Here is a 23697-nt window from a genome sequence, read left to right as displayed (position 1 = left end):
GACAAAATATTTAATATTACTTACCAAAATTTAAAATGTCAAGAAATTTTTAAACTTCCATTACAAATTCACAGCCTCTCCCAAGCCGACCTCCACATTTTGATAGCCCGGGAAACCGGTACCGGCAGGGATCAACCGTCCCATTACCACGTTCTCTTTCAACCCCTTGAGTCCATCATATTTGGCTTCGATGGCGGCCAGAGTCAGTACCTTGGTAGTTTCCTGGAACGATGCTGCAGACAGAAAACTGTCTGTAGACAAAGAGGCCTTGGTAATCCCTAAAATCAGGGGTTCACCTTTGGCCGGTTCTCCGCCCTTCATTGCCACCTCGCGGTTGGTTTCCTCGAATACAACGCGGTCCACCTGTTCATCCGGGATAAAATTGGTATCACCCGTGGACACCACCTTGACCCGACGCATCATCTGACGGATCACCACTTCAATATGCTTGTCATTGATGCGGACCCCTTGCAGGCGATACACTTCCTGGACCTCATCCACCAGATATTTGGCCAAAGCCACCTCCCCCTTGATATTCATGATATCCTGAGGGTTTGCACTGCCGGCGAGCAGCGGATCCCCTGCTTTGATGAAATCTCCGTCGTAAACGGTGACATGCTGCCCCTTGGGAATGGCATATTCTTTTTTCTCACCCACATCGGACGGTGTTACCGTCACTTTCTGCCGGCCTTTGGTTCCTTTGGACACACTGACGGTACCGTCTATTTCCGATAAAATAGTGGGATCTTTGGGTTTCCTCACCTCAAACAGTTCTGCCACCCGTGGCAGACCACCGGTGATATCCTTGGTTTTGGTAGTTGCTCTGGGGAGCTTGGCAATCACATCTCCTGCCAGAACATGGTCATCTTCCTCCACGGTTAAAATAGCATTGACCGGCAGATAATACCGGGCTGCGGCATTGGAAGAAGGCAATTTCACAGCTTTTCCGCTGGCATCCCGCAATGTAATGCGGGGACGGGTTTCAGAATCTTTGCCATCGGTAATGGTCCGGCTGACCTTACCGGTTACCGGGTCGATCTGTTCCTGAACGGTATTGCCGATTTCAATATCCGAAAACCGGACCCGACCGGATACTTCTGTAATAATGGGGGTGGTAAACGGATCCCAGCTGGCAATGATTTCACCGGGCTCAACGAACTGACCGTCTTTGGCTTGCAGTGTGGCGCCGTAAATAACTGTTTCCCTGGCCCGTTCCCGGCCATCTTCACCCACAATGGTGACCCCGCCCCCTTTTCGGTTCATGACAATGATGTCATTTCCCGCAGTGGTCACGGTCTGAAGTGTTTCATTGTATTTGAGAATCCCGCCGACCCGGGCCTTGACCTCGGCAACTTCCACTTTTCTGGAAGCGGTTCCGCCGATGTGGAAGGTCCGCATGGTCAACTGGGTTCCGGGTTCTCCGATGGACTGGGCCGCCACAATTCCGATGGCCTGTCCGATCTCAACCGTGTCGCCGTGGGCAAGATCCCGGCCGTAACATTTGGAACAGACTCCGTGTTTTGAATTACAGGTCAGCACCGACCTGATTTTTACCTTCTGAACCCCGGCTGCTTCAATTTTTGCCACGTGCATTTCCGTTAATTCCGTATCCACACCCACAATGAAGTCATCGGAATAAGGATCTTTGACATCTTCCTGAATCACCCGGCCCAGAATCCTTTCTCCCAGCGTTTGAATGACTTCTCCGCCTTCGTACAATGCCTCCACCTCAATTCCGTTGATGGTACCGCAGTCTTCTTCAATAATGGTACAATCCTGTCCCACATCAGCCAGCCGCCGGGTCAGATAACCGGAGTTGGCTGTTTTCAGAGCGGTATCTGCCAGACCTTTTCGGGCCCCATGGGTGGAAATAAAATACTGGAGCACGGTCAGCCCTTCCCGGAAGCAGGCGGTAATGGGATTTTCAATGATCTCACCGGACGGTTTGGCCATCAGTCCCCGCATCCCGGCCAGCTGCCGCATCTGATCCTTGGACCCACGGGCCCCGGAATCCGCCATGACGTACACCGCATTCAGCCCTTCCAGGGCTTCAATATTCTTGGCACCGGTGGGATTTTTCATCACTTCCATCATGGCATTGGCAATATCATCGGTGGCCTGGGCCCAGATATCCACCACCTTGTTGTATTTCTCACCCTGGGTGATCAATCCTTCTGCATACTGATTTTTGATCTCAAGAACATTATTTTCCGCTGCGGATACGATATCCCATTTCTGTTTCGGTATGATCATGTCATCCACACAGATGGACAACCCGCCCAAAGTGGAATATTTATATCCGATATCCTTGAGCCGGTCGGACAGAACCACGGTTTCCTTCAACCCGATATTCCGGTAGGCATAATCGATCAGATTGACAATGGATCCTTTGTCCATGAGCTTGTTTACCAGTTTGAACGGCAACGTGGTTTTCCGTTCATCCACTTTGAAAACAGTGAACCGGTCACCGACCATCCGGACATCCGTGAACTGGCCCAGCTTCAGCCCGAACAACTGCTCGACCACCACATCCGATACCTGAAACAGATTTTTAAATTCCTTACGGGTCAACAACTCGGTTTTGCCAAGCGTCTTTTTGATCTCGTCATCGGAATATTTTTTCAATACGTCGTCAAAGGGTTTGCCGGCTTTCAGTTCCGCCAGCGCCGCTTCGCACGATTCTTCGGATTCGGTCCGGATCCGGGTCAAAGACAAAAGGGTATCACCGGGGATGGTTTCCCACAGCAGAATCCGGCCGGTGGTGGTATCATAAATTTCCCCGTCGATCCGGACCTTTATTTTGGCATGAAGTGCCAGAGAGCCGGCGTCAAACGCATACCGGACTTCTTCGATGGAGGAAAAAATACTGCCTTCCCCTTTCTGGCTCGACACGGCCCGGGTCATATAATAAATGCCCAGTACAATATCCTGGGTGGGCACGATAATGGGCTGTCCATTGGCCGGTGACAAAATATTGTTGGTGGAAAGCATCATCACCCGGGCTTCCAGAAGAGCTTCCAGAGACAAGGGCACATGCACCGCCATCTGGTCTCCATCAAAATCCGCGTTGAATGCCGGACAGACCAGAGGATGCAGCTGAATGGCCTTTCCTTCGATGAGTACCGGCTCAAATGCCTGGAACCCGAGGCGATGCAGGGTCGGCGCCCGGTTGAGCATCACCGGATATTCCTTGACCACCGATTCCAGTGCATCCCAGACTTCATTTTCTTCCTTTTCCACCATCTTTTTGGCACTTTTTACCGTGGAAACCAGCCCTTTTTGCTCCAGATAGTTATAAATAAACGGTTTGAAAAGCTCCAGAGCCATCTTTTTGGGAATACCGCACTGATGAAGCCGCAGTTCAGACCCCACCGTAATCACGGTACGCCCGGAATAGTCCACCCGTTTTCCCAGTAGGTTCTGGCGGAACCGGCCCTGTTTCCCCTTGAGCGTGTCACTCAACGATTTGAGCGGTCGTTTATTGGTCCCCGTGACAACCCGGCCATGCCGCCCGTTGTCGAACAGTACATCCACCGATTCCTGGAGCATGCGTTTTTCGTTTCTGACAATGATATCGGGTGCGTTCAGATCCACCAGACGTTTGAGACGGTTGTTCCGGTTCAGGACCCGGCGGTACAGGTCATTGAGATCAGACGTGGCAAACCGTCCCCCTTCCAGGGGAACCAGCGGCCGAAGATCCGGCGGCAGTATGGGGCAGGCCGTCATGATCATGCGCGAGGGTTCGATTCCGGAAGTCAGAAAAGCGGAAATCACCTTGAGCCGTTTGGCCATTTTTTGCTGTTTGGCCACTGATTTGGTGAGATTGATCTCTTCTTTGAGTGTATCATGGATGCTCTGAAGATCCAGTTCATCCAAAAGTGTCAAAATCGCCTCCGCTCCGATCCCAGCTACGAACGCTTCTTCTCCGAATGTTTCAAAGGCTTCGTAATACTGATCATCTGATAAAAGCTGGTATTTTTTCAAGCCGGTATCCTTGGGATCCATCACAATATAGGAATCAAAATACAGTACTTTCTCCAGACTCTTCAACGTCAGATCCAGCGCATTACCGATCTTGGAAGGAAGACTTTTTAAAAACCAGATATGGGAGACCGGAGATGCCAGCTCGATGTGAGCCATGCGCTCACGCCTCACCTTGGACTGAATGACTTCCACCCCGCATTTTTCACACACCACGCCCCGGTGTTTCATGCGTTTGTACTTGCCGCAGTTACATTCGTAATCCTTGGTGGGTCCGAAAACCTTGGCGCAGAACAATCCGTCCCGCTCCGGTTTGAACGTCCGGTAATTAATGGTTTCCGGTTTTTTGATCTCCCCATGGGACCACTCTCTAATCTGGTCGGAAGAGGCAAGGCTGATCTGAACACCCTGATAAATCTTGGGATCTTTTGGTTTTGCGAAGAAATCGTATATATTATCCAATGCTTTCTCCTTATTTGTTGCCTTCTATAAGATTCATATCCAAACCCAGACTATTGAGCTCTTTGATCAAGACTCTAAATGATTCAGGCATGCCCGGCTCCAGTACACTCTGGCCTTTGACGATCTTTTCATACATACGGGTTCTACCCACCATATCGTCGGATTTGACCGTGAGAAACTCCTGAAGCGCATGGGCCGCACCATAGGCTTCCATGGCCCAGACTTCCATCTCACCTAAGCGCTGCCCGCCGAACTGAGCCTTACCGCCCAGAGGCTGCTGAGTGACCAGGGAATAGGGACCGATGGACCGTGCATGCAGTTTATCATCCACCAGATGATGCAGTTTAAGCATGTACATGGTTCCCACAGTAACCGGTGTATGAAAAGGTTCACCGGTTCTGCCGTCATAAAGCGTCGATTGACCGGAACGCTGATATCCGGACATGTCAAGCAGATCCTTGATTTCATCTTCCGTGGCACCGTCAAATACCGGCGTGGCAGTATGAACGCCGTTCTTATACAGAGAGGCAAACTCAAGCAACTCATGGTCCTGCATGCCGTCAATCCGTTTGGCCAGCACATCTTCAATATCATCGGCTTTCTGTTTTTCGGTCAAAGAAAAGATACTTTTTACTTTGTCCCGAAGCGCATCCATACGTTTTTCTTCGATCATTTCATTGATCTGCTGTCCTAAACCGAACGCAGCCTGACCCAGATGAATTTCCAAAATCTGACCGACATTCATACGGGAAGGGACTCCCAACGGATTGAGCACCATGTCCACGGGACGTCCGTCGGCAAAATACGGCAGATCCTCCACACGCAGAATCCGGGAGACCACCCCTTTATTCCCATGCCGGCCGGCCATTTTATCACCCACAGACAGCACCCGCTCCATGGCCACGCTGATTTTGATCAATTTCAAAACCCCCGGGGGCAGATCATCCCCTTTTTCAAATCGGGAAACCTGTCGATTAAAATGTTCTCTGGCTTTTTTGATCTGTTCCTGGGCCTGTTCCAGAATCTGCTGGGCCTTTTCCGTCATTACGGCATCTTCCACAGACAGGTGCACCAGAAACGATACCGGAATTCCTTCCAGCATGCCGGGTACGATGGTATCTCCCTTTTTTATCTGTTTTTTTCCGGATTTTTCCAGATCTGCCGCCACCTTGTGTCCGTCCAGGATCAATTCCACTTTTTCTCTGGCTACCAGGGAAATAATCCGGATCTCATCATCCCGGTCTTTTTCCAGGCGTTCAATTTCCTCATCCTCAATGAGCCGGGTGCGATCATCCTTGGGCAGACCTCTTCTGGAAAACACCTTGGCATCGATCACTTTGCCACTGACCCCGGGCGGGACCGTCAACGAGGTGTCTTTGACATCTCCGGCTTTTTCTCCGAATATGGCCCGAAGCAGTTTTTCTTCCGGAGACAGCTGGGTTTCCCCCTTGGGTGTAATCTTGCCCACCAGAATATCTCCGGGAAACACTTCCGCGCCGAGACGAATAATACCGCTGTCATCCAGATTTTTCAGCGCGTCTTCTCCCACGTTGGGAATATCCCGGGTAATCTCTTCTTTACCCAGTTTGGTATCCCGGGCAAGAACTTCGAACTCTTCCACATGGATGGATGTATAAACTCCGTCTTTCACCAGACGTTCACTCACCAGAATGGAATCCTCATAATTGTATCCATCCCAGGGCATGAATGCCACAGTGACATTTTTTCCCAACGCCAGTTCACCCATTTCCGTGGAGGGCCCATCCGCGATCACCTGGCCTTTTTTCACCCGGTCCCCTTTGTCCACAATGGGCCGATGGTTGAAACAGGTATTTTGATTGGAACGGACAAATTTGATACAATTATATATGGATACTGCTTTATCGAACCCTTTGCTTTCATCGTCATTTCTGACCACGATGCGCTTGGCATCCACATCCACCACAATGCCGTCATAATCCGCAACAATGGTGACGCCTGAATCTCTGGCCACCACACTTTCCATACCCGTACCCACCAGAGGCGCTTCGCTGCGAATCAGCGGCACGGCCTGACGCTGCATGTTGGATCCCATCAGCGCCCGGTTGGCATCGTCGTTTTCCAAAAATGGAATCAAAGCAGCCGACACAGATACCAGCTGATTCGGAGACACATCCATGTACTTGACCACATCCGGGGGAACCAACTCAAACTCACCGGCCACCCGGGCGGATACGGTCGGGTTGATAAACCGGCCACCCGTATCCAGCGGTGCATTGGCCTGGGCAATGGGGTGGTCTTTTTCCTCGAACGCGCTCAAATGCTGAATGGTTTTGCTGGCCACCGAATCATTCACCAGACGGAAAGGCGTTTCTATGAATCCGAAATCATTGACCCGGGCATAGGTACACAAAGACACGATCAAACCGATGTTAGGACCTTCCGGCGTTTCAATGGGACAGATACGTCCGTAATGAGACGGATGAACATCCCTGACCTCAAATCCCGCACGCTCCCGCGTCAATCCGCCGGGTCCCAGGGCGGACAACCGGCGTTTATGCGTCGTTTCAGACAATGGATTGGTCTGATCCATGAACTGGGACAGCTGGGACGTACCAAAGAATTCTCTGACCACGGCTGAGACCGGTTTGGGGTTCACCAGATCGTGGGGCATCATGGCATCGACTTCCTGCATGCTCATTTTTTCTTTGATGGCCCGCTCCATACGGATGAGCCCGATGCGATAATGATTTTCCAGCAATTCCCCGACGGCACGCACCCGACGGTTGCCCAGATGGTCGATATCATCCACCTGCCCCTGGGTATCTTTGAGTTCGATCAGGGTTGCGGCTGTCAGCAGTACATCTTCTTTCCGAAGGGTTTTTACATCCAGCATGGTATCCACGCCCAGGCGCAGATTCATTTTCAGACGTCCGACTTTGGAAAGGTCATAATAAGCCTGACGGAAAAACAAATGATCAATAAAATCCTGGGCCACTTCAATGGTTGCCGGATTTCCCGGGCGTAACCGGCGATAAATATCCATCAGCGCCACTTCTCTGGATTGTACTTTGTCACTCACCAGAGTTTTTCTCATGGCATCGGAACTTCTGGAATCCACATGCAGAATATGAAAATCTGATATTCCGTGATTTTCAAGAATCTCAAAAGTATCTTCTTCGATCATTTCACCGGCTTTGAACAGAACACTTCCGCTGTCCGGGTCCTGGATATCCCGGGCAAACGCTTTTTGCATCAGATCTTCGATCGTAACCGGAATAAAGGTCAATCCCTCGTCCGCCAATTGCTTCAAAGCCCGTTTTGTAAAGATTCTTCCCTGTTTTACAACCACATCCCCGGTCTCAGGTGACAGGATATCGTAACTGGCCCGCTGCCGAACCAGGTTGTCAGGAACAAACTCCTTAAAAAACGAGCCTTCCTTTTTAACAATGCGCTCTTTCCGGTAAAAGAAATCCAATATGTCTTCGCTGCTGTAGCCAAATGCCTTGAACAGAATGGAAACCGGAAATTTTCTGCGCCGGTCGATCCGGATATTGATGATGTCTTTGGCATCGATTTCCATATCGATCCATGACCCTCTCACCGGAATGATTCTGGCGTTGTAGATAATTTTTCCTGTGGAGTAATTCTTTCCCTTGTCATGGTCAAAGAAAACACCGGAAGAACGGTGCAACTGGCTCACAACCGCTCTTTCAGTACCATTGATGATAAATGTGCCCTTACGGGTCATCAAAGGAATGGTGCCGAAATAAATTTCCTGCTCTTTGATATCACGAATGGTGGCATTCCCTGTGTCTTTGTCATGATCATACACCACCAGTCGAACCCGGATGTTGACGGGAATATCGTAGGTCATCCCTCTGCTGATGCATTCCTTCATGGAATGCTTGGCTTCACCGAAAGAATATGACACATATTCCAGGGAAGCAGTATCGGTGAAATCCTTGATGGGGAAAACCGATTTAAATACCGCATGCAGCCCTTTTTCTTCACGTTCTGCGGGCAGAGTTTCACGTTGTAAGAAGCTTTCGAAAGAATTGCGCTGCATACCGATCAGATCCGGTATATCAATAATTTTCCGCTTGCTGCCGAATTCTTTTCGGATACGCTTGTTGGTCAAAAGACTATCGGTCATGTTGTCTCCCAAAAGTGAGTTTTTCCAACCGTAAAAGCGGAGACACGACCCTATTGTCATGTCCCCGCACAGGAATAATGCTCAAAAGCGTGTATTTTCTACGCTTTAAAAAATTTATTTTATGGAAACCTGGGCCCCGGCTCCCTCAAGCTGTTCTTTAATTTTACCTGCTTCATCCTTGGGGATCCCTTCCTTGACAGGCTTGGGTGCCTCTTCAACCAGCGCCTTGGCTTCTTTAAGCCCTAAACCGGTGATGGCACGAACTTCTTTGATCACATTGATCTTTTTATCACCCACTGCCTCAAGAATGACATCAAATTCCGTTTTTTCTTCCTCTGCAGCAGCTGCGTCACCCGCAGCAGGCATGGCACCACCGGCAAATGCGACCGGAGCCGCTGCGCTGACGCCGAATTTGTCTTCCAGTTCTTTGATCAGTTCCGACAGTTCCAACACCGTCATGTTGGCAATAAATTCAATAACATCATCTTTTGTGATATCAGCCATTTTTATCTCCTAAATGGTTTGTAAAACTCTATTTTTTTTATTAAAGGTTGAAATATAGTGATCTTAAAATTACGGACTAGGCGGCATCTTTCTGATCTTTGAGGCCATTGAGCACATTGAGCAGCCCTCTTGGAACGCCGGCCAAAACATTGACAAATGATGTGGGAACCGCATTGAGAGTGTAGACCAGTTTGCCCAGTAATTCTTCTTTCGAGGGCATTTTGGCCAGGGCCTTGATCTCTTCCGGCTCAAGACATTTACCACCGAATGCAGCAGCCTTGATCTCGAGCTTTTCATTGTCTTTGGCAAAATCAACCAAAATTTTGGATGGTGCGACAGGATCCGTCGCGGACGTAACAACGGCAGTCGGGCCTTTGTAAAAGTCCGTCATCAACGCTGCATCCGTATTCTGGGACGCAAGGTTCAGCAACGTATTTTTAACCACTTCCATGCTGGCACCGGCTTGTCTGAGTTCGTAACGAAGCCGGGTGATTGTCTGGACATCGAGCCCCTTGTAATCGATGAGAATGGTGATTTGCGCTTCTGACAACTGCGTAGCCAGACGTGCGACTAAATCCTTTTTCTGGGAAAGTTTCAACATTTTTTACACCTCCTTTCTTTGTAAAATTCGAAGGTGCCAACAAAACCAAAACGAAAATTGACTTTTCTGTCTCGGCAGGCCGGCAATCCGATTATGCACAACGTGCACCCACTGTCTCTGACAGTTTGTTTTTTTGAAAACTATTTTTATTTGATCAACATGGGATCCACTTTAATACCCGGACCCATTGTGGATGAAACACTGATAGTTTTCAGATAGATTCCTTTACTGGCGGCAGGTTTCAGTGCAACGATCTTGTCCAGAAATGCCTTAACGTTTTCCGTCAATTTTTCCGGTCCAAAAGAAATTTTTCCTATGGGGGCATGGACCACACCTGCTTTTTCAACCCGGAAATCTATTTTTCCCGCTTTCAATTCCTGAATGGCTTTTTCCAGCTCAAAGGTCACGGTCCCGGTTTTGGCATTGGGCATCAACCCCCGGGGACCCAGAACGCGCCCGAGTTTGCCAACGGTTCCCATCATATCGGGCGTGGCGATGGCTTTGTCAAACCCGAACCAGCCTTCTTTAATCTTTTCCACGATTTCTTCCGTGGCAATGAAATCCGCACCCGCATCCAAAGCTTCCTGTTCTTTTTCACCCTTGGCAAAAACCAGGACCTTGACTTCCTTTCCAAGACCATTGGGCAAAACCACGGTCCCCCGGACCATCTGGTCTGCGTGGCGGGGATCTACCCCCAGCCTGACTGCTACATCCACTGTTTCATCAAACTTCACATGGCTTGAGGAAACGGCAAGAGTCATGGCTTCCAATGGATCGTATTGAAGTGTTCTGTCGATCTTTTTCAGCGCGTCTGTCTGTTTTTTACTCCGCTTTGGCATTTTTATCACTCTTAAGCTATATTAAGTTAAAGGACGTCAATCCCCATGCTTCTTGCAGTACCTTCGATAATCTTTACCGCAGCTTCAAGATCTGAGGCATTCAGATCTTCTTTCTTGGTTTCTGCAATACTTACAACCTGATCATGGGTCACTTTTCCTACCTTGGTGCGATTCGGTTCACCCGACCCTTTTTTAAGACCGGCAGCTGCCAGTAACATTCGAGATGCGGGGGGTGTCTTTGTTATAAAACTGAAGGACCGATCTTTGTAAACCGTAATAACCACTGGAATAATGGAACCGGCGTCATTGGCCGTCTTGGCATTGAACGCCTTGCAGAAATCCATGATATTCACCCCATGCTGACCCAATGCCGGTCCGATGGGCGGGGATGGATTTGCTTTTCCTGCTTCCACCTGAAGCTTTATTTGCGTCATTATTTTTTTTGCCATGCTTAAATACTCCTGAAACTCACTATTTAACCGTCAATTAAATTTTGGTGACCTGAATAAACTTCAGTTCCACAGGTGTCGGCCGTCCGAAAATACTTACGAGCACCTTCACTTTTTCTTTATCCGGAGAAACGTCTTCAACAGTGCCATTGAAATTGGAAAATGGGCCATCAATGACTTTTACATCATCCCCGGGCTCAAAATAGAAACGGGGCTGAGGTTTGTTTTTTCCGATCTGCATCTTTTCAATAATATTCTGTGCTTCCTTGTCACTGATCGGTGCAGGTTTGTTTTTTCCACCCAGGAAACCGGTTACTTTGGGGGTTGAACTGATAATGTGCCATGTTTCATTGTCCAGATACATCCTGACCAGAATATATCCCGGATAAAACTTCCGGGAAGATTCTTTTTTTTTCCCATTGACTAGTTCAACTACATTTTCTGTAGGAATCAGTATCTCTCCGAATTTTTCCGGATATCGGGATGTCTGAATTTTTTCTTCCAGGGCTTTTTTCACTTTTTGTTCATGGCCCGAGTAAACATGAACCACATACCATTTCAAAGACATATTACCTTCCTCACACTTAAGTTAAAACAACCTGAACGAGTTTGGAAAGGCTGTAATCAAAAATGCCAAGAAAAACAGCAAGTATGAAAACAAAAATAATCACAACAATCGTAGTTCCGGTTGTTTGCTTGCGGGTAGGCCATGTCACCTTTTTTAATTCAACCTTGACTTCTCTTAAAAATTCGGTCGCCGTAAAGACAAAATTTTCCTTTTTGTCTTTTGAGGCCATTGTTTGGTTTTCCGGTTTTATTTTAGAAAGACCGGATGCGGCTGTCTGCCGGACAGGTGAAACATTTTCATTGGCAGTCACAGATTTATTCGCCTCTTTTTTTTTCTTTTTTTCTATGGCAGGTTTTTTCTTTTGTAATCGTGACATATCACTCCCAGGCACAAATTATTGCCCAAATGAAAATTTCACATTTAAATTTATGGCAGGCCAGGAGGGATTCGAACCCCCAACACCCGGATTTGGAGTCCGGTGCTCTACCAATTAGAGCTACTGGCCTACAAAAAAAATGGATTATTTGATTTTCGTTTCTTTGTGCACCAAATGTTTGTTGCAAAAGCGGCAGTATTTTTTCATTTCAATTTTATCAGGCGTTTTCCGCTTGTTTTTCGTGGTTGTATAATTTCTGCGCTTACATTCAGTGCATGCCAGAGCTATCAAGACTCTATCCACAATATCGGTCCCTTTTCAATTTTATTCAAAAATTTCAGCGATGACGCCGGCACCCACGGTACGACCGCCTTCCCGCACGGCAAACCGCAGTTCTTTTTCCATGGCGATGGGAGCAATCAGCTCCACATTAATGGTGGCATTGTCGCCCGGCATGATCATTTCAACGCCTTCTTCCAGGGTCAGCACACCGGTCACATCCGTGGTTCTGAAGAAAAACTGAGGCCGGTACCCGGTAAAAAACGGGGTATGACGTCCCCCTTCTTCCTTGCTCAATGCATACATTTCCGCTTTGAACTTGGTATGGGGCGTAATGGTTCCCGGCTTTGCCACCACCTGACCTCTTTCCACCTGGTCCCGTTTGGTTCCCCGCAGCAGCAACCCAACGTTGTCTCCCGCCTGTCCCTGATCCAGCAGCTTTCTGAACATCTCAACACCGGTACACACGGTCTTGGCAGTATCACGAATCCCCACCAGTTCAATCTCATCACCCGGTTTGATCACGCCGCGATCAATACGACCGGTCACAACCGTACCCCGACCGGAAATGGAGAACACATCCTCAATGGGCATCAGAAACGGCTTGTCCATATCCCGTTCCGGTTCCGGCACGTAAGAATCCAATGTGCTGAGCAACTCAAAAATCGGCTTGGCTTCGTCACTGTCCGGATCATCGCTCTCCAGCGCTTTCAATGCAGATCCACGGATAATCGGCGTCTCATCACCGGGAAAATCATAGGAATCCAGCAGCTCCTGAAGTTCCATTTCCACCAGCTCGATCAATTCCTCATCATCCACCATGTCGCATTTGTTTAAAAATACAACAATTCTGGGCACCCCGACCTGGCGGGCCAAAAGAATATGCTCCCGGGTCTGGGGCATGGGACCGTCATCTGCGGACACAACCAGAATCGCCCCGTCCATCTGGGCAGCACCGGTGATCATGTTTTTGATATAGTCGGCATGGCCCGGACAATCCACATGGGCATAATGACGCGCATCGGTTTCATATTCCACATGGGCGGTGGCAATGGTAATTCCCCGCTCTCTTTCTTCCGGAGCTTTGTCAATCTCATCGAACGGAACGTATGTCCCGTGCCCTTTCAATCCGGCATGCTTGGTGATTGCAGCGGTCAGCGTGGTCTTGCCATGGTCGATGTGACCAATGGTTCCAATGTTTACATGCGGCTTTTTCCGCTCAAATTTCTCCTTAGCCATCTTTACACCCCTCCTGCCTGATAATATGGAGCCCATGACCAGAATCGAACTGGTGAACCTCTTCCTTACCAAGGAAGCGCTCTACCGACTGAGCTACATGGGCATCATACGGCAATTGTAAATTATACCTGACTCGCACTCCATAATGCGGGGATCATCAATGGCTGGAGCGGGAGACGAGGTTCGAACTCGCGACATTCAGCTTGGAAGGCTGAAGCTCTACCAACTGAGCTACTCCCGCTAATCGATAACTTGAGCAACCAAAATGATTCCTGATTGCATGTAGTAACGACCGCTATCAGATCTCCTACATAATCGTTTGTGGTGGTGGGGGGAGGATTTGAACCTCCGAAGGCTGAGCCGTCAGATTTACAGTCTGATCCCTTTGACCACTCGGGAACCCCACCTAAAATGTCTGGAGCCGATACCCCGAATCGAACGGAGGACATTCTCATTACAAGTGAGATGCTCTACCAACTGAGCTATATCGGCTTATTGTTTTTGAAGTGTAATTGCCACATCAAAAAGACCGGAGACTTATAGCAAAGTGTTTCGGGTTTATCAAGCATTAATTATAATTTTTTTCTATTGCCGCCAAACAGCAATTTATTCAAATTGCAATCCTGCATATATAGATTATTATTATTTTTTTTTCAAGGTTAATTATTAAAAGTTGGATAATTTCCGGAAATCCCTTGAAAATATAGGATATAGTATTGACAATAAATGTATAATTTACTAATTGTTCTGTAATTTCAACTCTTTTTGAGTTTCTGAAAGGGAGAGCAATGCATCATACAAAATTAACTGTTGCGGTATTGGTTATCGCTGCGTTGATTATCACCGGATGTCAGCAAACTTACAATCAGAAGTCAATCACTCCTGTCCAGGGAGATGGCAGTGATTTGTCTTCGCGGACAATTGATTCCAATAGCAAATCTTATTCCACCAATGATTTTGAAGAAGCAATACTGTCTCGAAAAAGTCCGGTTGACGGCATCTCTCAGACTCGCCGGATGCCTTCGGATTATGTTCTGAATCCGGACACAGTCCAAACAGGTGCTCTGGGGCCGGGGCCCCAAACTGAAATTTCCGAATCCGTATATGATGAACAGGTCAAAATCGATCAGGCACTGGAATTGTGTAACCTGGCCCAGGAAATGTGGGAAGCCGGCAGACTGGAAGATGCGCTTTCTTATCTTGATGATGCTTATTCCGCCATGCTTGAAATTAACACGGACCTGTCATTGGATATCAATCAGCAAAGAGAGGATATCCGGTTTTTAATATCCAAACGGATTCTTGAAATTTACGCCTCCCGGCAGGTAGCCGTTGCGGGCTCACATGATGAAATTCCCATTACACTCAACGAACATGTCCAATATGAAATCAAGCGGCTTACCGGTCCGGAAAAACAATTTTTAATCAATTCTCTGAAACGGGCCGGGCGTTTCAGGCCTTATATCCTGTCTGAGCTAAAAGCGGCCGGTCTTCCGGAAGAACTGTCCTGGCTGCCCCTGATCGAAAGCGGTTATCAACTCAGAGCGTTATCTTCAGCCAGAGCTTTAGGGTTGTGGCAGTTTATCCCGTCGACCGGTCATAAATTCGGTCTGACTCGGAATCAATACATTGACGAACGCATGGATCCGGAAAAAAGCACCCGGGCCGCCATTGCTTATCTCAAGGAACTCCATAACCTTTTCGGTGACTGGACAACCGTTTTGGCCGCCTACAATTGCGGCGAAGGCCGGGTGTTGAGAACCATCCGAAACCAGCGGCTCAATTATCTGGATAATTTCTGGGACCTTTACCAGAATCTACCCAGAGAAACCGCCCGCTATGTTCCTCGTTTTTTGGCGACTCTCCATATTATGCAAAATTTAGACTCGTATGGGATTCGCGTTGACCACCCGTTACAACCTTTGCCTTATAAATCTTTTGAAGTTCAAAAACAGATGCGTCTGACCGATATTGCCAAAGAAATTTCAGTGAGTGCCGATGACCTGAGAGCATTGAATCCGGAACTTCGTGATGACATTCTTCCGCCTGAAACCTACCGTTTGAAAATACCCGCTAATAAATCTGAGCTGTTTCTGGCCCGGGTGAATAAAATTCAGACGGCATATTCCGCTCCACAGCTGACTGGATCTGGATACCACAAAATACGACGGGGAGAAACCCTGTCCACGATTGCTACCCGCTATGGCACAACTGTCAGTGCCATTGCCCGTGCCAACAACATTCATCGAACCCACCGGATCATTGCCGGCACGACGATCAAAGTACCCACTTCAGGCACGACCGCTCACAATACGGCCAGTAACAGCAGCGCTGTTGCAAAAAAACAGGCCCCGGTCCGATACAAGGTCCAGAAAGGGGACAGTCTGTGGGTTCTTGCCAAAAAATTTTCAACGACAACCAAAGAGATCATGGGTGCAAACAATTTGTCCAATGCCACGCTTCATGTGGGCCAGGTACTGACCATAACCCCGTCCCGCAAATCCACGACCACATCTTCCTATTATTATGTAAAATCAGGGGACAGTCCTTTTTTGATTGCAAAAAAACACAACATGAGTTTAAATCGGCTTCTTGCGTTGAACCGGCTGAGCAAAACCTGCAAAATTTTTCCCGGCCAGAAACTCATTGTTGAATAATTCATAACCGCCCCCGTAGCTCAGTGGATAGAGCATTGGATTCCTAATCCATGTGCGCAAGTTCGATTCTTGCCGGGGGCACCACCTCCATGAATGGCCATACCTCCCATGCCAGAAATCCAGACACCTGCCGTCAATCCGTCATTGGCACCCGCAAAACCGGAACTGCTTGCACCGGCAGGAAATTTTGAAAAACTTGAAATTGCCATCCATTACGGTGCAGATGCGGTTTATCTGGCAGGCAAGGATTTCAGTCTGCGGAACTATTCAGGAAATTTCACAGAAGAACAATTGGTGCAAGCGGTATCCCTGGCTCATGCGAACCATGTCAAAGTCTATGTGGCCTGCAACGTCTACTCTCGCAATGAAGAAGCCGAAGGGATCAGCCGTTTCCTTGCAACCGTCGGCCGTGTGAAAGCAGATGCGGTGATTGTTTCAGATCCCGGAATTATCCGGCTGGCCCGGCAAATCATTCCCGGAGTGCCCATTCATCTGAGCACCCAGGCCAACACGACCAATTGCAACAGTGCACTTTTCTGGCAGTCTGTGGGGGTCAAACGGGTCAATCTTGCCAGAGAACTGTCTTTGGAGGAAGTGACACACATCTGTCGGCACACCCACATGGAAACAGAAATATTTGTCCATGGCGCCATGTGTATCTCTTATTCCGGTCGATGTCTGTTGAGCACGTTTTTAACCCACCGGGACAGCAACCGGGGTTTGTGCAGCCATCCGTGCCGGTGGCGGTATGCCCTGGTGGAAGAATTGCGGCCCAACGAATTTTATCCCATCACTGAAGATCCCCGGGGCACCTATATATTCAATTCCAAAGACCTGTGCATGATCCAGCATCTGCCGGAACTGATCCAAACCGGGGTCACATCCCTTAAAATCGAAGGCCGCATGAAAGGGATCCATTATCTGGCAACGGTGGTCAAAACCTACCGGGATGCCATAGATACCTTTGTGGCTGATCCTGAAAACTATACCACCAACCCCCAGTGGCTGGAAGACCTTTCCCAGGTGTATCACCGGGAATTCGGGACCGGATTCTATTTAGGAGAAACCGGAGCGGTTGCGCCCAATTACGCGGATATACACCAGGGCCAGATTCACCGTTTCATTGGCAAAATACTGACATGTCAGGATCACAATCATCATCTGGTGGAAATCCGGAACAAAATTCGCCGCACGGATTCGGTGGCAGTGCTGTCACCCGGCGTACCCATCATAAACAGTGACATTTCAGGATTATATGATCCAGATGGCAACGCCATTGATCAGGCCCAACCCAATACAAAAGCCATACTGAAACTGGCACGTCGTTTTTCCAAACATGATATCATATGCAAAACCGAATGATCATTTATTTACAAGGTCAAAACAAATGATTCGAAAAGCCGTACTGGATGATGTGAACACCATCCATGCATTACTTCAGTTCTATAACAAACGGGGAGAACTTCTGGCCCGGCCGCTGAGCAAACTCTACGATCATCTGCGTGATTTCTGGGTGTATGAGGATCCATCTTCTCATCAGGTAACCGGGTGCTGTGCCCTTCAATTCTGCTGGGAAAATCTGGCGGAAATCCGGTCTTTGGCTGTTGCTTTGGAACACACGGGCCAGGGTATCGGCACCATGCTTACGGAACGGGCCATTCAGGAAGCGTTTTATTTTAAAGTCCGGGATCTGTTCACCCTGACGTATCGACCCAGCTTTTTCCAGCAGTTCGGATTCACGGTAATAGATAAAAATGACTTGCCCGTGAAAATCTGGGCCGATTGTATCGGGTGTGTCAATTTTCCCAATTGTGATGAAACCGCCATGCTCAAAAAGCTTGATACGCCTCGATTGTGATTACCTTCTGTCAATCCGTGGCATAGATCATCTTATAAGGAATGGGTGCCCGATGCAGTACGGCAGGTTTGGGCCAGATATGCTCCTCTGCCACGGTGAGCCAGTTGGCGTCGGGCTTGACTTCCCGCAACCGCCCTCCCTCGGAGGGCAGGGCGTGGGAGGTATAGTCGTACCGGACATTCAGGATACACACCACGTTTTTCCGCTGGCGGGCCACCACATAATTTTTGGTAAAACTGTTCCGGGATATTCTTCCCAGTTCCGCCAGAAATTTGACCCGATCATCCGGAATCTCCACCAGCACGGCTTTGGACACCCCTTTTTCATCCATGCGCAACAGGCCTCGGGACTCACTGGACGCCACATACACGGTGGTAATACCGTCAAACTGCCTGAAATACTGGGCCGCCACTGCAGCCGCCGTACGCCGGCCTCCGGCCATCACCGGAACCCCGTAATATTCGAACAGTTTTTTTTGAAGATCTTCCGCATATTTATCCCCTTTTTCATACAGATCCTTGGAGATATACCGTAAATATTTGGCCAGATCTTCCGATGCATCGGCAATGGGCCAGTCCACCCGTACATGGAAATGGGTCAATGCGTACTGGATCCGGGTCTGACGGGAACGCTGGATCAGAAGGGCATAATCCACAGGCAACAGGGACCTGAGCAGGGCAAAAAACTGATCGGTTTCAAAATATTTGATGTTGCGGTTGAAATTCTCCACATTGGGGAAATATTTATGATGCAGCAGATTGGTTTTGGTGGTTTTGTTGGCATCAAAATAACGGATATATTTTTTATGCCTGTCGTCAATGGCATCTTCACAGAAGATGATCAGAAAAGAATTCTGGGCCTCAAATTCCGTGGAAGGTATTCTGGCCCTGGGTTTTAGTTCCCGCAGTTCCACAAACGGATACGGGATTTTCATGCGTAAAAAATTATTGTACGACCCCACCAGGGAATAACCGATGACAAACTGATCCAGTTCGTCTCTAAGTACCTCATAATAGGACCTTCTCAAACGGTCTTCCCTGCTCAGACATTCCCGTTTTTTGCAGAACTCGATCATTTCCCCCCTTTTTTTCAGGTCTGAAATTTTATCCCAAAGCCACGACGCCCGGCAACGGCTTGCCCTCCATCAAATGTAAAAATGCGCCCCCCCCGGTGGATACATAAGACACCTGATCAAACACGTTGCATTGTCTGGCAGCCAGACCGGTATCACCGCCGCCCACAAAACTGAAGGCATCGGCATCGGCAATGCCCCGGGCAACGGCACAGGTCCCGGCCATGAACCCAGGCATTTCAAACACACCCATGGGACCGTTCCATACAATGGTTTTTGCCCCGGCAAGGTTCCGCATAAACGTTTCAGCGGTTTTCGGCCCGATATCCATGATCATCCATCCGTCGGGCACTGCATTTAGTGCCACTGTTTTGGTCTGAGCGGTTTGTGCAAATGAATCCGCCACCACCAGATCCTCGGGCAAATGGACGGCAATCCTTTTTTCTTGGGCTTTGTTAAGAATTCTGGCTGCCGTATCCTTCAAATCCGGTTCTATCAGAGATGCCTTGGTGTCAATGCCCTGACTGAGCAGAAAAGTGTTGGCCATGGCACCGCCGATGATCATCTGATCCACTGTGTTGAGCATATTTTCCAGCGCTGCCAGCTTGCTGGATACTTTGGCGCCCCCGATCACCGCCACCAAAGGTCTTTTGGGCTTTTCAAACGCATCCGCATATGCATTCATTTCTCGTTCCAGCAGAAACCCGGCCCCTGCCTCGGGCACATGGGCCACCATGCCGGTAACCGACGCCTGATCCCGGTGGGATACGGCAAAGGCATTGTTTACATACACATCACACAAACCGGCCAGTTTCCGGGCGAATCCGGGATCATTGGATTTTTCCTCTTTATGGAATCTCAAATTTTCCAGCAGCAGGATATCCCCATTTTCCATGGCCGCCACCTGATCGGTCACCGGAGATCCGATGCAGTCGGGCGCAAACATCACTTTTTTCTTTAAGAGTGCGGACAGATGTTCGGCCACCGGGGCCAGACTGAATCGTTTTTCATATCCGTTTTTGGGCCGCCCCAGATGGGAGGCCAGAATTATTTTTGCCTGCCGGTCCTGAAGATACGCAATCAAATCCAGTGTCTGCCGTATCCGGTTATCATCGGTGATCTTTCCTTGTTCATCCATGGGCAGATTATAATCCACCCGGACAAATACCCGCTTGCCTGTCACATCAATCTCTTGAACCGATCTCATTCAATCCTCCTTTTTTGCCCTGGCATGAATGCGCCGGTGCACCTGTTTTTTTCTGGACCAGCGTTCAAAAAAATTCATAATGCCCGCTTGTTCGCTGCGATCAATTAATTCTTCTTCCACTTTGGCCCCGTCTTTAGTGGCCAAGGCCTGCTTCAGACACCGGGTTTTGACCGGACAATGATAAAAACACGACTCCGGCGTCTGTCTCAACCCGTTTGCCTGCATGGGAAACACTTTTTCAAGTTCGCCGAAACACGGCGGCAGTTTATCTTCTTCCTTGGTCATCTGATGCGTTGAATTCCTTTTGAAACCGGGCCATCAGCCCCTGGGCCGCAAAGCTGTAAACGCCCCGACCACCCACAATTAAATGTTCATGAACCGTAATTCCCACCATACCCAGGGCAAACACCAGTTTTCGAGTGATATCTTTATCACTGGCTGACGGGGTCACATCCCCGGACGGATGATTGTGGGCAAAAATCATTGCCGCCGACTGATGCTGCAACGCTTTGATCACCACTTCCCGGGGATAGACTGCGCTGGCGCTCAAAGTCCCGGAAAACAGAATTTCCGATGTCAGGACCCGGTTTTTGGCATCCAGGAAAATGCCCACAAAATGCTCCCGGCCTTTAAACCCGATGGTATGATTCAAATAATCCACCAGCTCATCCGGATTGTTCACCACATCCCGTTCAACGACTTTTGTCTCCAGATATCGTTCCGCCACCGCTTTGACCAGACGGATTCCCAGACTGTTGACCGGTCCGACTCCCGGAATTCGACACAGATCGTTCACATCCGCCTCCAGCACAGCCTGAAAACTTTTGAACTCTTTCAACAACGCCTTGGCCGCATCTTTACAATCCTTCATGGGCGTGTTCAAGGTCAACAGCAGTTCAATGACCTCATAATCGTGGAATCCGGCCAGTCCGCCGGAAAGAAACCGCTCCCGCAGCCGTTTCCGATGCCCTGCGCCTTTATGGGTCGTTTTACTGAAGACTGTCTCCGTCATCCGCCTGGATTTCTGAGTCAAGATCGTCTGTGTCTCCATTCTCGTCAAAAAGCCGTGCAATACCTATGAGTTTTTCACCGGCTCCCAGATTGATCAGCTTGACGCCCTGGGTATTGCGGGAAATGATGTTGATACCTCCGATATCCGTGCGGATCAATATTCCTTTATCTGTCACCATCATGAGTTCATCTGTATCATCCACCAGGGCCAGGGAAACCATTTTGCCGTTCCGTTTGGATGTCTTGATGGAAAACACACCCATGCCGCCGCGGTTCTGGGTCTTATACTCTGCCACGGCCGTGCGTTTCCCATATCCGTTTTCCGTGACCGTCAACAGGGTCTGCTGCCCGGCCAGTACTTCCATTCCCACCACCTGGGAATCCTGTGGAATCCGCATGCCCCGGACCCCCATGGATCCCCTGGCCGTAGCCCTGACATCGGATTCATGGAACCGGATCACCTTGCCGCCGTCCGATCCCAGAAACACGTTCATATTGCCGTCCGTGATTCGAGCTGCGATGAGCTCGTCTCCCGGGGCCAGCTTCACCCCGATCAGTCCACCGGATCTGGGCCGGGAATAAGCCATGAGATCGGTTTTTTTCACCCGTCCCTTGCGGGTAGCCATGACCACATACCAGTTTTCCACAAATTCATTCACCGTGAGCAGTGTGGCCAGGGTTTCTCCTTCCTCGAACTGCAGCAGGTTCACAATGGCCTTGCCCAGGCTGGACCGGCCGGCCATGGGCAGTTCATACACCTTGGCCTGGTACACCTTGCCGAAATTGGTGATAAACAGAACCGTGGCATGGGTGGAAGCCACAAACAGATGCTCCACAAAATCATCGGATTTGGTTCCCATGGCGGTCTTGCCTTTCCCCCCCCGGTGCTGACTGGCATACAGCGTGACCGGGTTGCGCTTGATATACCCGGACCGGGTCACGGTGACCACCATGTCCTCTTCAGCGATCAGGTCTTCGATGCTGATATCGGCCGTGCTTTCCACAATCTTTGTCCGGCGGTCATCCCCGAACTCATCCACCAGCTCTGCGAGCTCATCCTTGATCAAGCCTTTGACCACCTGGTCACTGCCTAAAATCTCCTTGTACCAGGCAATATCCTTGAGCAGGGCATCATATTCCGTAATTATTTTTTCCTGTTCAAGCCCGGTGAGCCGCTGGAGCCGCATGTCTAAAATGGCCTGGGCCTGGACCGGTGTCAGGTCAAACGTGCTGATCAATCCGGTTTTGGCTTCCTCCGGGGAACGGGATGCCCGGATCAGGGCCACCACCTCGTCCAGATGATCCAGAGCGATTTTCAATCCTTCCAGAATATGGGCCCGTTCCTCCGCCTTTCTCAAGTCGAACCGGGTCCGCCGGATAATGACATCCTTGCGGTGTTCGATGAAATGCTGCAGAATATCCTTAAGGGTCAGCAATTCCGGCCGGTTGTTCACCACGGCCAGAAAAATGATGCCGAACGAAGTCTGAAGATTGGTGTGTTTGTACAACTGGTTGATCACCACTTCAGCGATCTGATCCCGCTTGAGTCCTATGGCAACGCGCATACCCTGACGGTCGGATTCATCCCGCACAAACGAGGCCCCGGTGATGACTTTGTCCCGCATGAGTTCGGCAATTTTTTCCACCAGTTTGGCTTTGTTCACCTGGTAGGGCAGCTCGGTGATCACAATGGTTTCCTGGCCGGTTTTCTTGTTTTCCTCCACCTCCACCTTGGCCCGCAACGTGATGATCCCGCGCCCGCTGCTGTAGGCCTCATAAATCCCATGTGTTCCGTAGATATGTCCCCAGGTGGGAAAATCCGGACCCGGAATGTATTGCATCAAATCCTGAATACCCAAACTGGGATCATCGATCAACGCCTTGATACCATCGGCCACTTCCCGGATATTGTGAGGAGGAATGTTGGTGGTCATGCCCACGGCAATACCGGAGGATCCGTTCACCAGGAGCGCAGGAAACCGGGTGGGCAGCACGGCCGGTTCATCCAGAGTCTCATCATAGTTGGGGATAAAATCCACGGTTTCTTTTTCCAGATCCGCCAGCATCTGATGAGACAGCTTACGCATACGGATTTCCGTATAACGCATGGCTGCAGGTGAATCGCCGTCCACAGATCCGAAGTTGCCCTGCCCGTCCACCAGCATATACCGCAATGAAAAATCCTGGGCCATGCGCACGATAGTGTCATACACCGCAGAATCCCCGTGGGGATGATATTTACCAATGACATCACCCACAATACGGGCGGATTTCTTGTACGGCTTGTTCCAGTCGTTACGCAACTGCTGCATGGCATACAACACCCGACGGTGCACGGGTTTCAGCCCGTCGCGCACATCCGGTAAGGCCCGGCCGATAATGACACTCATGGCATATTCGAGATAGGATTGTTTCATCTCCTTCTCAATGCTGGTCAAATGGGTTTCTTTCTGGATCAT

General features: G+C 49.4%; 18 protein-coding genes and 6 tRNA genes. 4 read left to right on the top strand and 20 right to left on the bottom strand.

Annotation, left to right across the window (positions count from 1 at the left end; all coding sequences use genetic code 11):
• Positions 1-60: 60 nt before the first annotated feature.
• The 15 genes from rpoC to K365_RS0104555 form a co-directional block, all read right to left on the bottom strand.
• Positions 61-4443 (bottom strand): DNA-directed RNA polymerase subunit beta', encoded by a 4383-nt coding sequence (rpoC, locus tag K365_RS0104620; RefSeq protein WP_024333705.1) that lies wholly within the window; start codon positions 4441-4443, stop codon positions 61-63.
• A gap of 10 nt (positions 4444-4453) precedes the next feature.
• Complete coding sequence (rpoB, locus tag K365_RS0104615) at positions 4454-8578, bottom strand: DNA-directed RNA polymerase subunit beta (RefSeq protein ID WP_024333704.1); 4125 nt, start codon at positions 8576-8578, stop codon at positions 4454-4456.
• 114 nt (positions 8579-8692) lie between these two features.
• A complete protein-coding gene (gene rplL / locus K365_RS0104610) occupies positions 8693-9082 on the bottom strand; it encodes a 50S ribosomal protein L7/L12 (RefSeq protein WP_006963764.1) in 390 nt (129 codons plus the stop codon).
• Positions 9083-9158: 76 nt separating this feature from the next.
• Complete coding sequence (gene rplJ, locus K365_RS0104605; RefSeq protein ID WP_024333703.1) at positions 9159-9683, bottom strand: 50S ribosomal protein L10; 525 nt, start codon at positions 9681-9683, stop codon at positions 9159-9161.
• 146 nt (positions 9684-9829) lie between these two features.
• Positions 9830-10522 (bottom strand): 50S ribosomal protein L1, encoded by a 693-nt coding sequence (rplA, locus tag K365_RS0104600; protein ID WP_006963766.1) that lies wholly within the window; start codon positions 10520-10522, stop codon positions 9830-9832.
• 26 nt (positions 10523-10548) lie between these two features.
• Positions 10549-10971, bottom strand: a complete 423-nt coding sequence (rplK, locus tag K365_RS0104595) for a 50S ribosomal protein L11 (RefSeq protein ID WP_006963767.1) — start codon at positions 10969-10971, stop codon at positions 10549-10551.
• Positions 10972-11008: 37 nt separating this feature from the next.
• Positions 11009-11539, bottom strand: coding sequence for a transcription termination/antitermination protein NusG (nusG, locus tag K365_RS0104590; protein ID WP_006963768.1), 531 nt, complete (start codon positions 11537-11539; stop codon positions 11009-11011).
• A 16-nt stretch (positions 11540-11555) separates the two neighbouring features.
• On the bottom strand, positions 11556-11915 hold the full coding sequence (gene secE, locus K365_RS28370; protein WP_006963769.1) for a preprotein translocase subunit SecE: 360 nt from the start codon (positions 11913-11915) through the stop codon (positions 11556-11558).
• 53 nt (positions 11916-11968) lie between these two features.
• Positions 11969-12045, bottom strand: a tRNA-Trp gene (locus tag K365_RS0104580).
• Positions 12046-12059: 14 nt separating this feature from the next.
• Positions 12060-12218, bottom strand: coding sequence for a 50S ribosomal protein L33 (gene rpmG, locus K365_RS27130; RefSeq protein WP_083911947.1), 159 nt, complete (start codon positions 12216-12218; stop codon positions 12060-12062).
• Positions 12219-12239: 21 nt separating this feature from the next.
• Positions 12240-13433, bottom strand: coding sequence for an elongation factor Tu (tuf, locus tag K365_RS0104575; RefSeq protein ID WP_006963759.1), 1194 nt, complete (start codon positions 13431-13433; stop codon positions 12240-12242).
• 26 nt (positions 13434-13459) lie between these two features.
• Positions 13460-13536, bottom strand: a tRNA-Thr gene (locus K365_RS0104570).
• Between the two features lie 62 nt (positions 13537-13598).
• Positions 13599-13674 (bottom strand) — tRNA-Gly (locus K365_RS0104565).
• A gap of 81 nt (positions 13675-13755) precedes the next feature.
• Positions 13756-13840: transfer RNA gene (locus K365_RS0104560), tRNA-Tyr, on the bottom strand.
• Positions 13841-13849: 9 nt separating this feature from the next.
• Positions 13850-13925: transfer RNA gene (locus K365_RS0104555), tRNA-Thr, on the bottom strand.
• Positions 13926-14338: 413 nt separating this feature from the next.
• On the opposite strand from K365_RS0104555, the gene K365_RS0104550 reads away from it, so the two are divergent.
• The 4 genes from K365_RS0104550 (at position 14339) to K365_RS0104535 (ending at position 17948) form a co-directional block, all read left to right on the top strand.
• Positions 14339-16090, top strand: a complete 1752-nt coding sequence (locus tag K365_RS0104550) for a lytic transglycosylase (RefSeq protein ID WP_245569135.1) — start codon at positions 14339-14341, stop codon at positions 16088-16090.
• Between the two features lie 9 nt (positions 16091-16099).
• Positions 16100-16174: transfer RNA gene (locus K365_RS0104545), tRNA-Arg, on the top strand.
• 24 nt (positions 16175-16198) lie between these two features.
• Entirely contained in the window at positions 16199-17452 is a 1254-nt protein-coding gene (locus K365_RS0104540; RefSeq protein WP_051147920.1) for a peptidase U32 family protein, read from the top strand.
• Between the two features lie 25 nt (positions 17453-17477).
• The gene (locus K365_RS0104535) at positions 17478-17948 is read left to right on the top strand and encodes an N-acetyltransferase (RefSeq protein ID WP_006963772.1); all 471 of its coding nucleotides are present in this window, start codon (positions 17478-17480) and stop codon (positions 17946-17948) included.
• 10 nt (positions 17949-17958) lie between these two features.
• On the opposite strand, the gene K365_RS0104530 is transcribed toward K365_RS0104535, so the two are convergent.
• Genes K365_RS0104530 through gyrA form a run of 5 tightly spaced genes read right to left on the bottom strand, consistent with a single transcriptional unit; the run spans position 17959 to position 23697 of the window.
• A complete protein-coding gene (locus tag K365_RS0104530) occupies positions 17959-19023 on the bottom strand; it encodes a hypothetical protein (RefSeq protein ID WP_029724939.1) in 1065 nt (354 codons plus the stop codon).
• A 28-nt stretch (positions 19024-19051) separates the two neighbouring features.
• The gene (locus K365_RS0104525) at positions 19052-20227 is read right to left on the bottom strand and encodes a phosphoglycerate kinase (RefSeq protein ID WP_024333699.1); all 1176 of its coding nucleotides are present in this window, start codon (positions 20225-20227) and stop codon (positions 19052-19054) included.
• Complete coding sequence (locus K365_RS0104520) at positions 20228-20512, bottom strand: hypothetical protein (protein WP_024333698.1); 285 nt, start codon at positions 20510-20512, stop codon at positions 20228-20230.
• Positions 20493-21239: a RadC family protein gene (radC, locus tag K365_RS0104515; RefSeq protein ID WP_024333697.1), complete on the bottom strand. Its 747-nt coding sequence runs from the start codon at positions 21237-21239 to the stop codon at positions 20493-20495. Before radC ends, K365_RS0104520 begins: the two co-directional genes overlap by 20 nt.
• Positions 21217-23697 carry a DNA gyrase subunit A gene (gyrA, locus tag K365_RS0104510; RefSeq protein ID WP_024333696.1) on the bottom strand — a complete coding sequence of 827 codons (2481 nt, stop codon included), beginning with the start codon at positions 23695-23697 and terminating at the stop codon, positions 21217-21219. Before gyrA ends, radC begins: the two co-directional genes overlap by 23 nt.

This window comes from Desulfotignum balticum DSM 7044 (assembly GCF_000421285.1).
GTDB classification, from domain to species: Bacteria; Desulfobacterota; Desulfobacteria; order Desulfobacterales; family Desulfobacteraceae; genus Desulfotignum; species Desulfotignum balticum.
Note: the sequence above shows the minus strand (reverse complement) of the source record. Positions and strands in the feature narration are given on the sequence as shown.

Coding starts and splice junctions, on each gene's coding strand:
- radC (WP_024333697.1), bottom strand. CDS start 21,239: ATGACGGAGACAGTCTTCAGTAAAACGACCCATAAAGGCGCAGGGCAT.
- K365_RS0104525 (WP_024333699.1), bottom strand. CDS start 20,227: ATGAGATCGGTTCAAGAGATTGATGTGACAGGCAAGCGGGTATTTGTC.
- nusG (WP_006963768.1), bottom strand. CDS start 11,539: ATGTCTTTGAAATGGTATGTGGTTCATGTTTACTCGGGCCATGAACAA.
- K365_RS0104540 (WP_051147920.1), top strand. CDS start 16,199: ATGCCAGAAATCCAGACACCTGCCGTCAATCCGTCATTGGCACCCGCA.
- K365_RS0104530 (WP_029724939.1), bottom strand. CDS start 19,023: ATGATCGAGTTCTGCAAAAAACGGGAATGTCTGAGCAGGGAAGACCGT.
- K365_RS0104535 (WP_006963772.1), top strand. CDS start 17,478: ATGATTCGAAAAGCCGTACTGGATGATGTGAACACCATCCATGCATTA.
- rplL (WP_006963764.1), bottom strand. CDS start 9,082: ATGGCTGATATCACAAAAGATGATGTTATTGAATTTATTGCCAACATG.
- tuf (WP_006963759.1), bottom strand. CDS start 13,433: ATGGCTAAGGAGAAATTTGAGCGGAAAAAGCCGCATGTAAACATTGGA.
- rplJ (WP_024333703.1), bottom strand. CDS start 9,683: ATGTTGAAACTTTCCCAGAAAAAGGATTTAGTCGCACGTCTGGCTACG.
- K365_RS0104520 (WP_024333698.1), bottom strand. CDS start 20,512: ATGACCAAGGAAGAAGATAAACTGCCGCCGTGTTTCGGCGAACTTGAA.
- gyrA (WP_024333696.1), bottom strand. CDS start 23,697: ATGATCCAGAAAGAAACCCATTTGACCAGCATTGAGAAGGAGATGAAA.
- rplA (WP_006963766.1), bottom strand. CDS start 10,522: ATGCCAAAGCGGAGTAAAAAACAGACAGACGCGCTGAAAAAGATCGAC.
- rplK (WP_006963767.1), bottom strand. CDS start 10,971: ATGGCAAAAAAAATAATGACGCAAATAAAGCTTCAGGTGGAAGCAGGA.
- rpoB (WP_024333704.1), bottom strand. CDS start 8,578: ATGACCGATAGTCTTTTGACCAACAAGCGTATCCGAAAAGAATTCGGC.
- secE (WP_006963769.1), bottom strand. CDS start 11,915: ATGTCACGATTACAAAAGAAAAAACCTGCCATAGAAAAAAAGAAAAAA.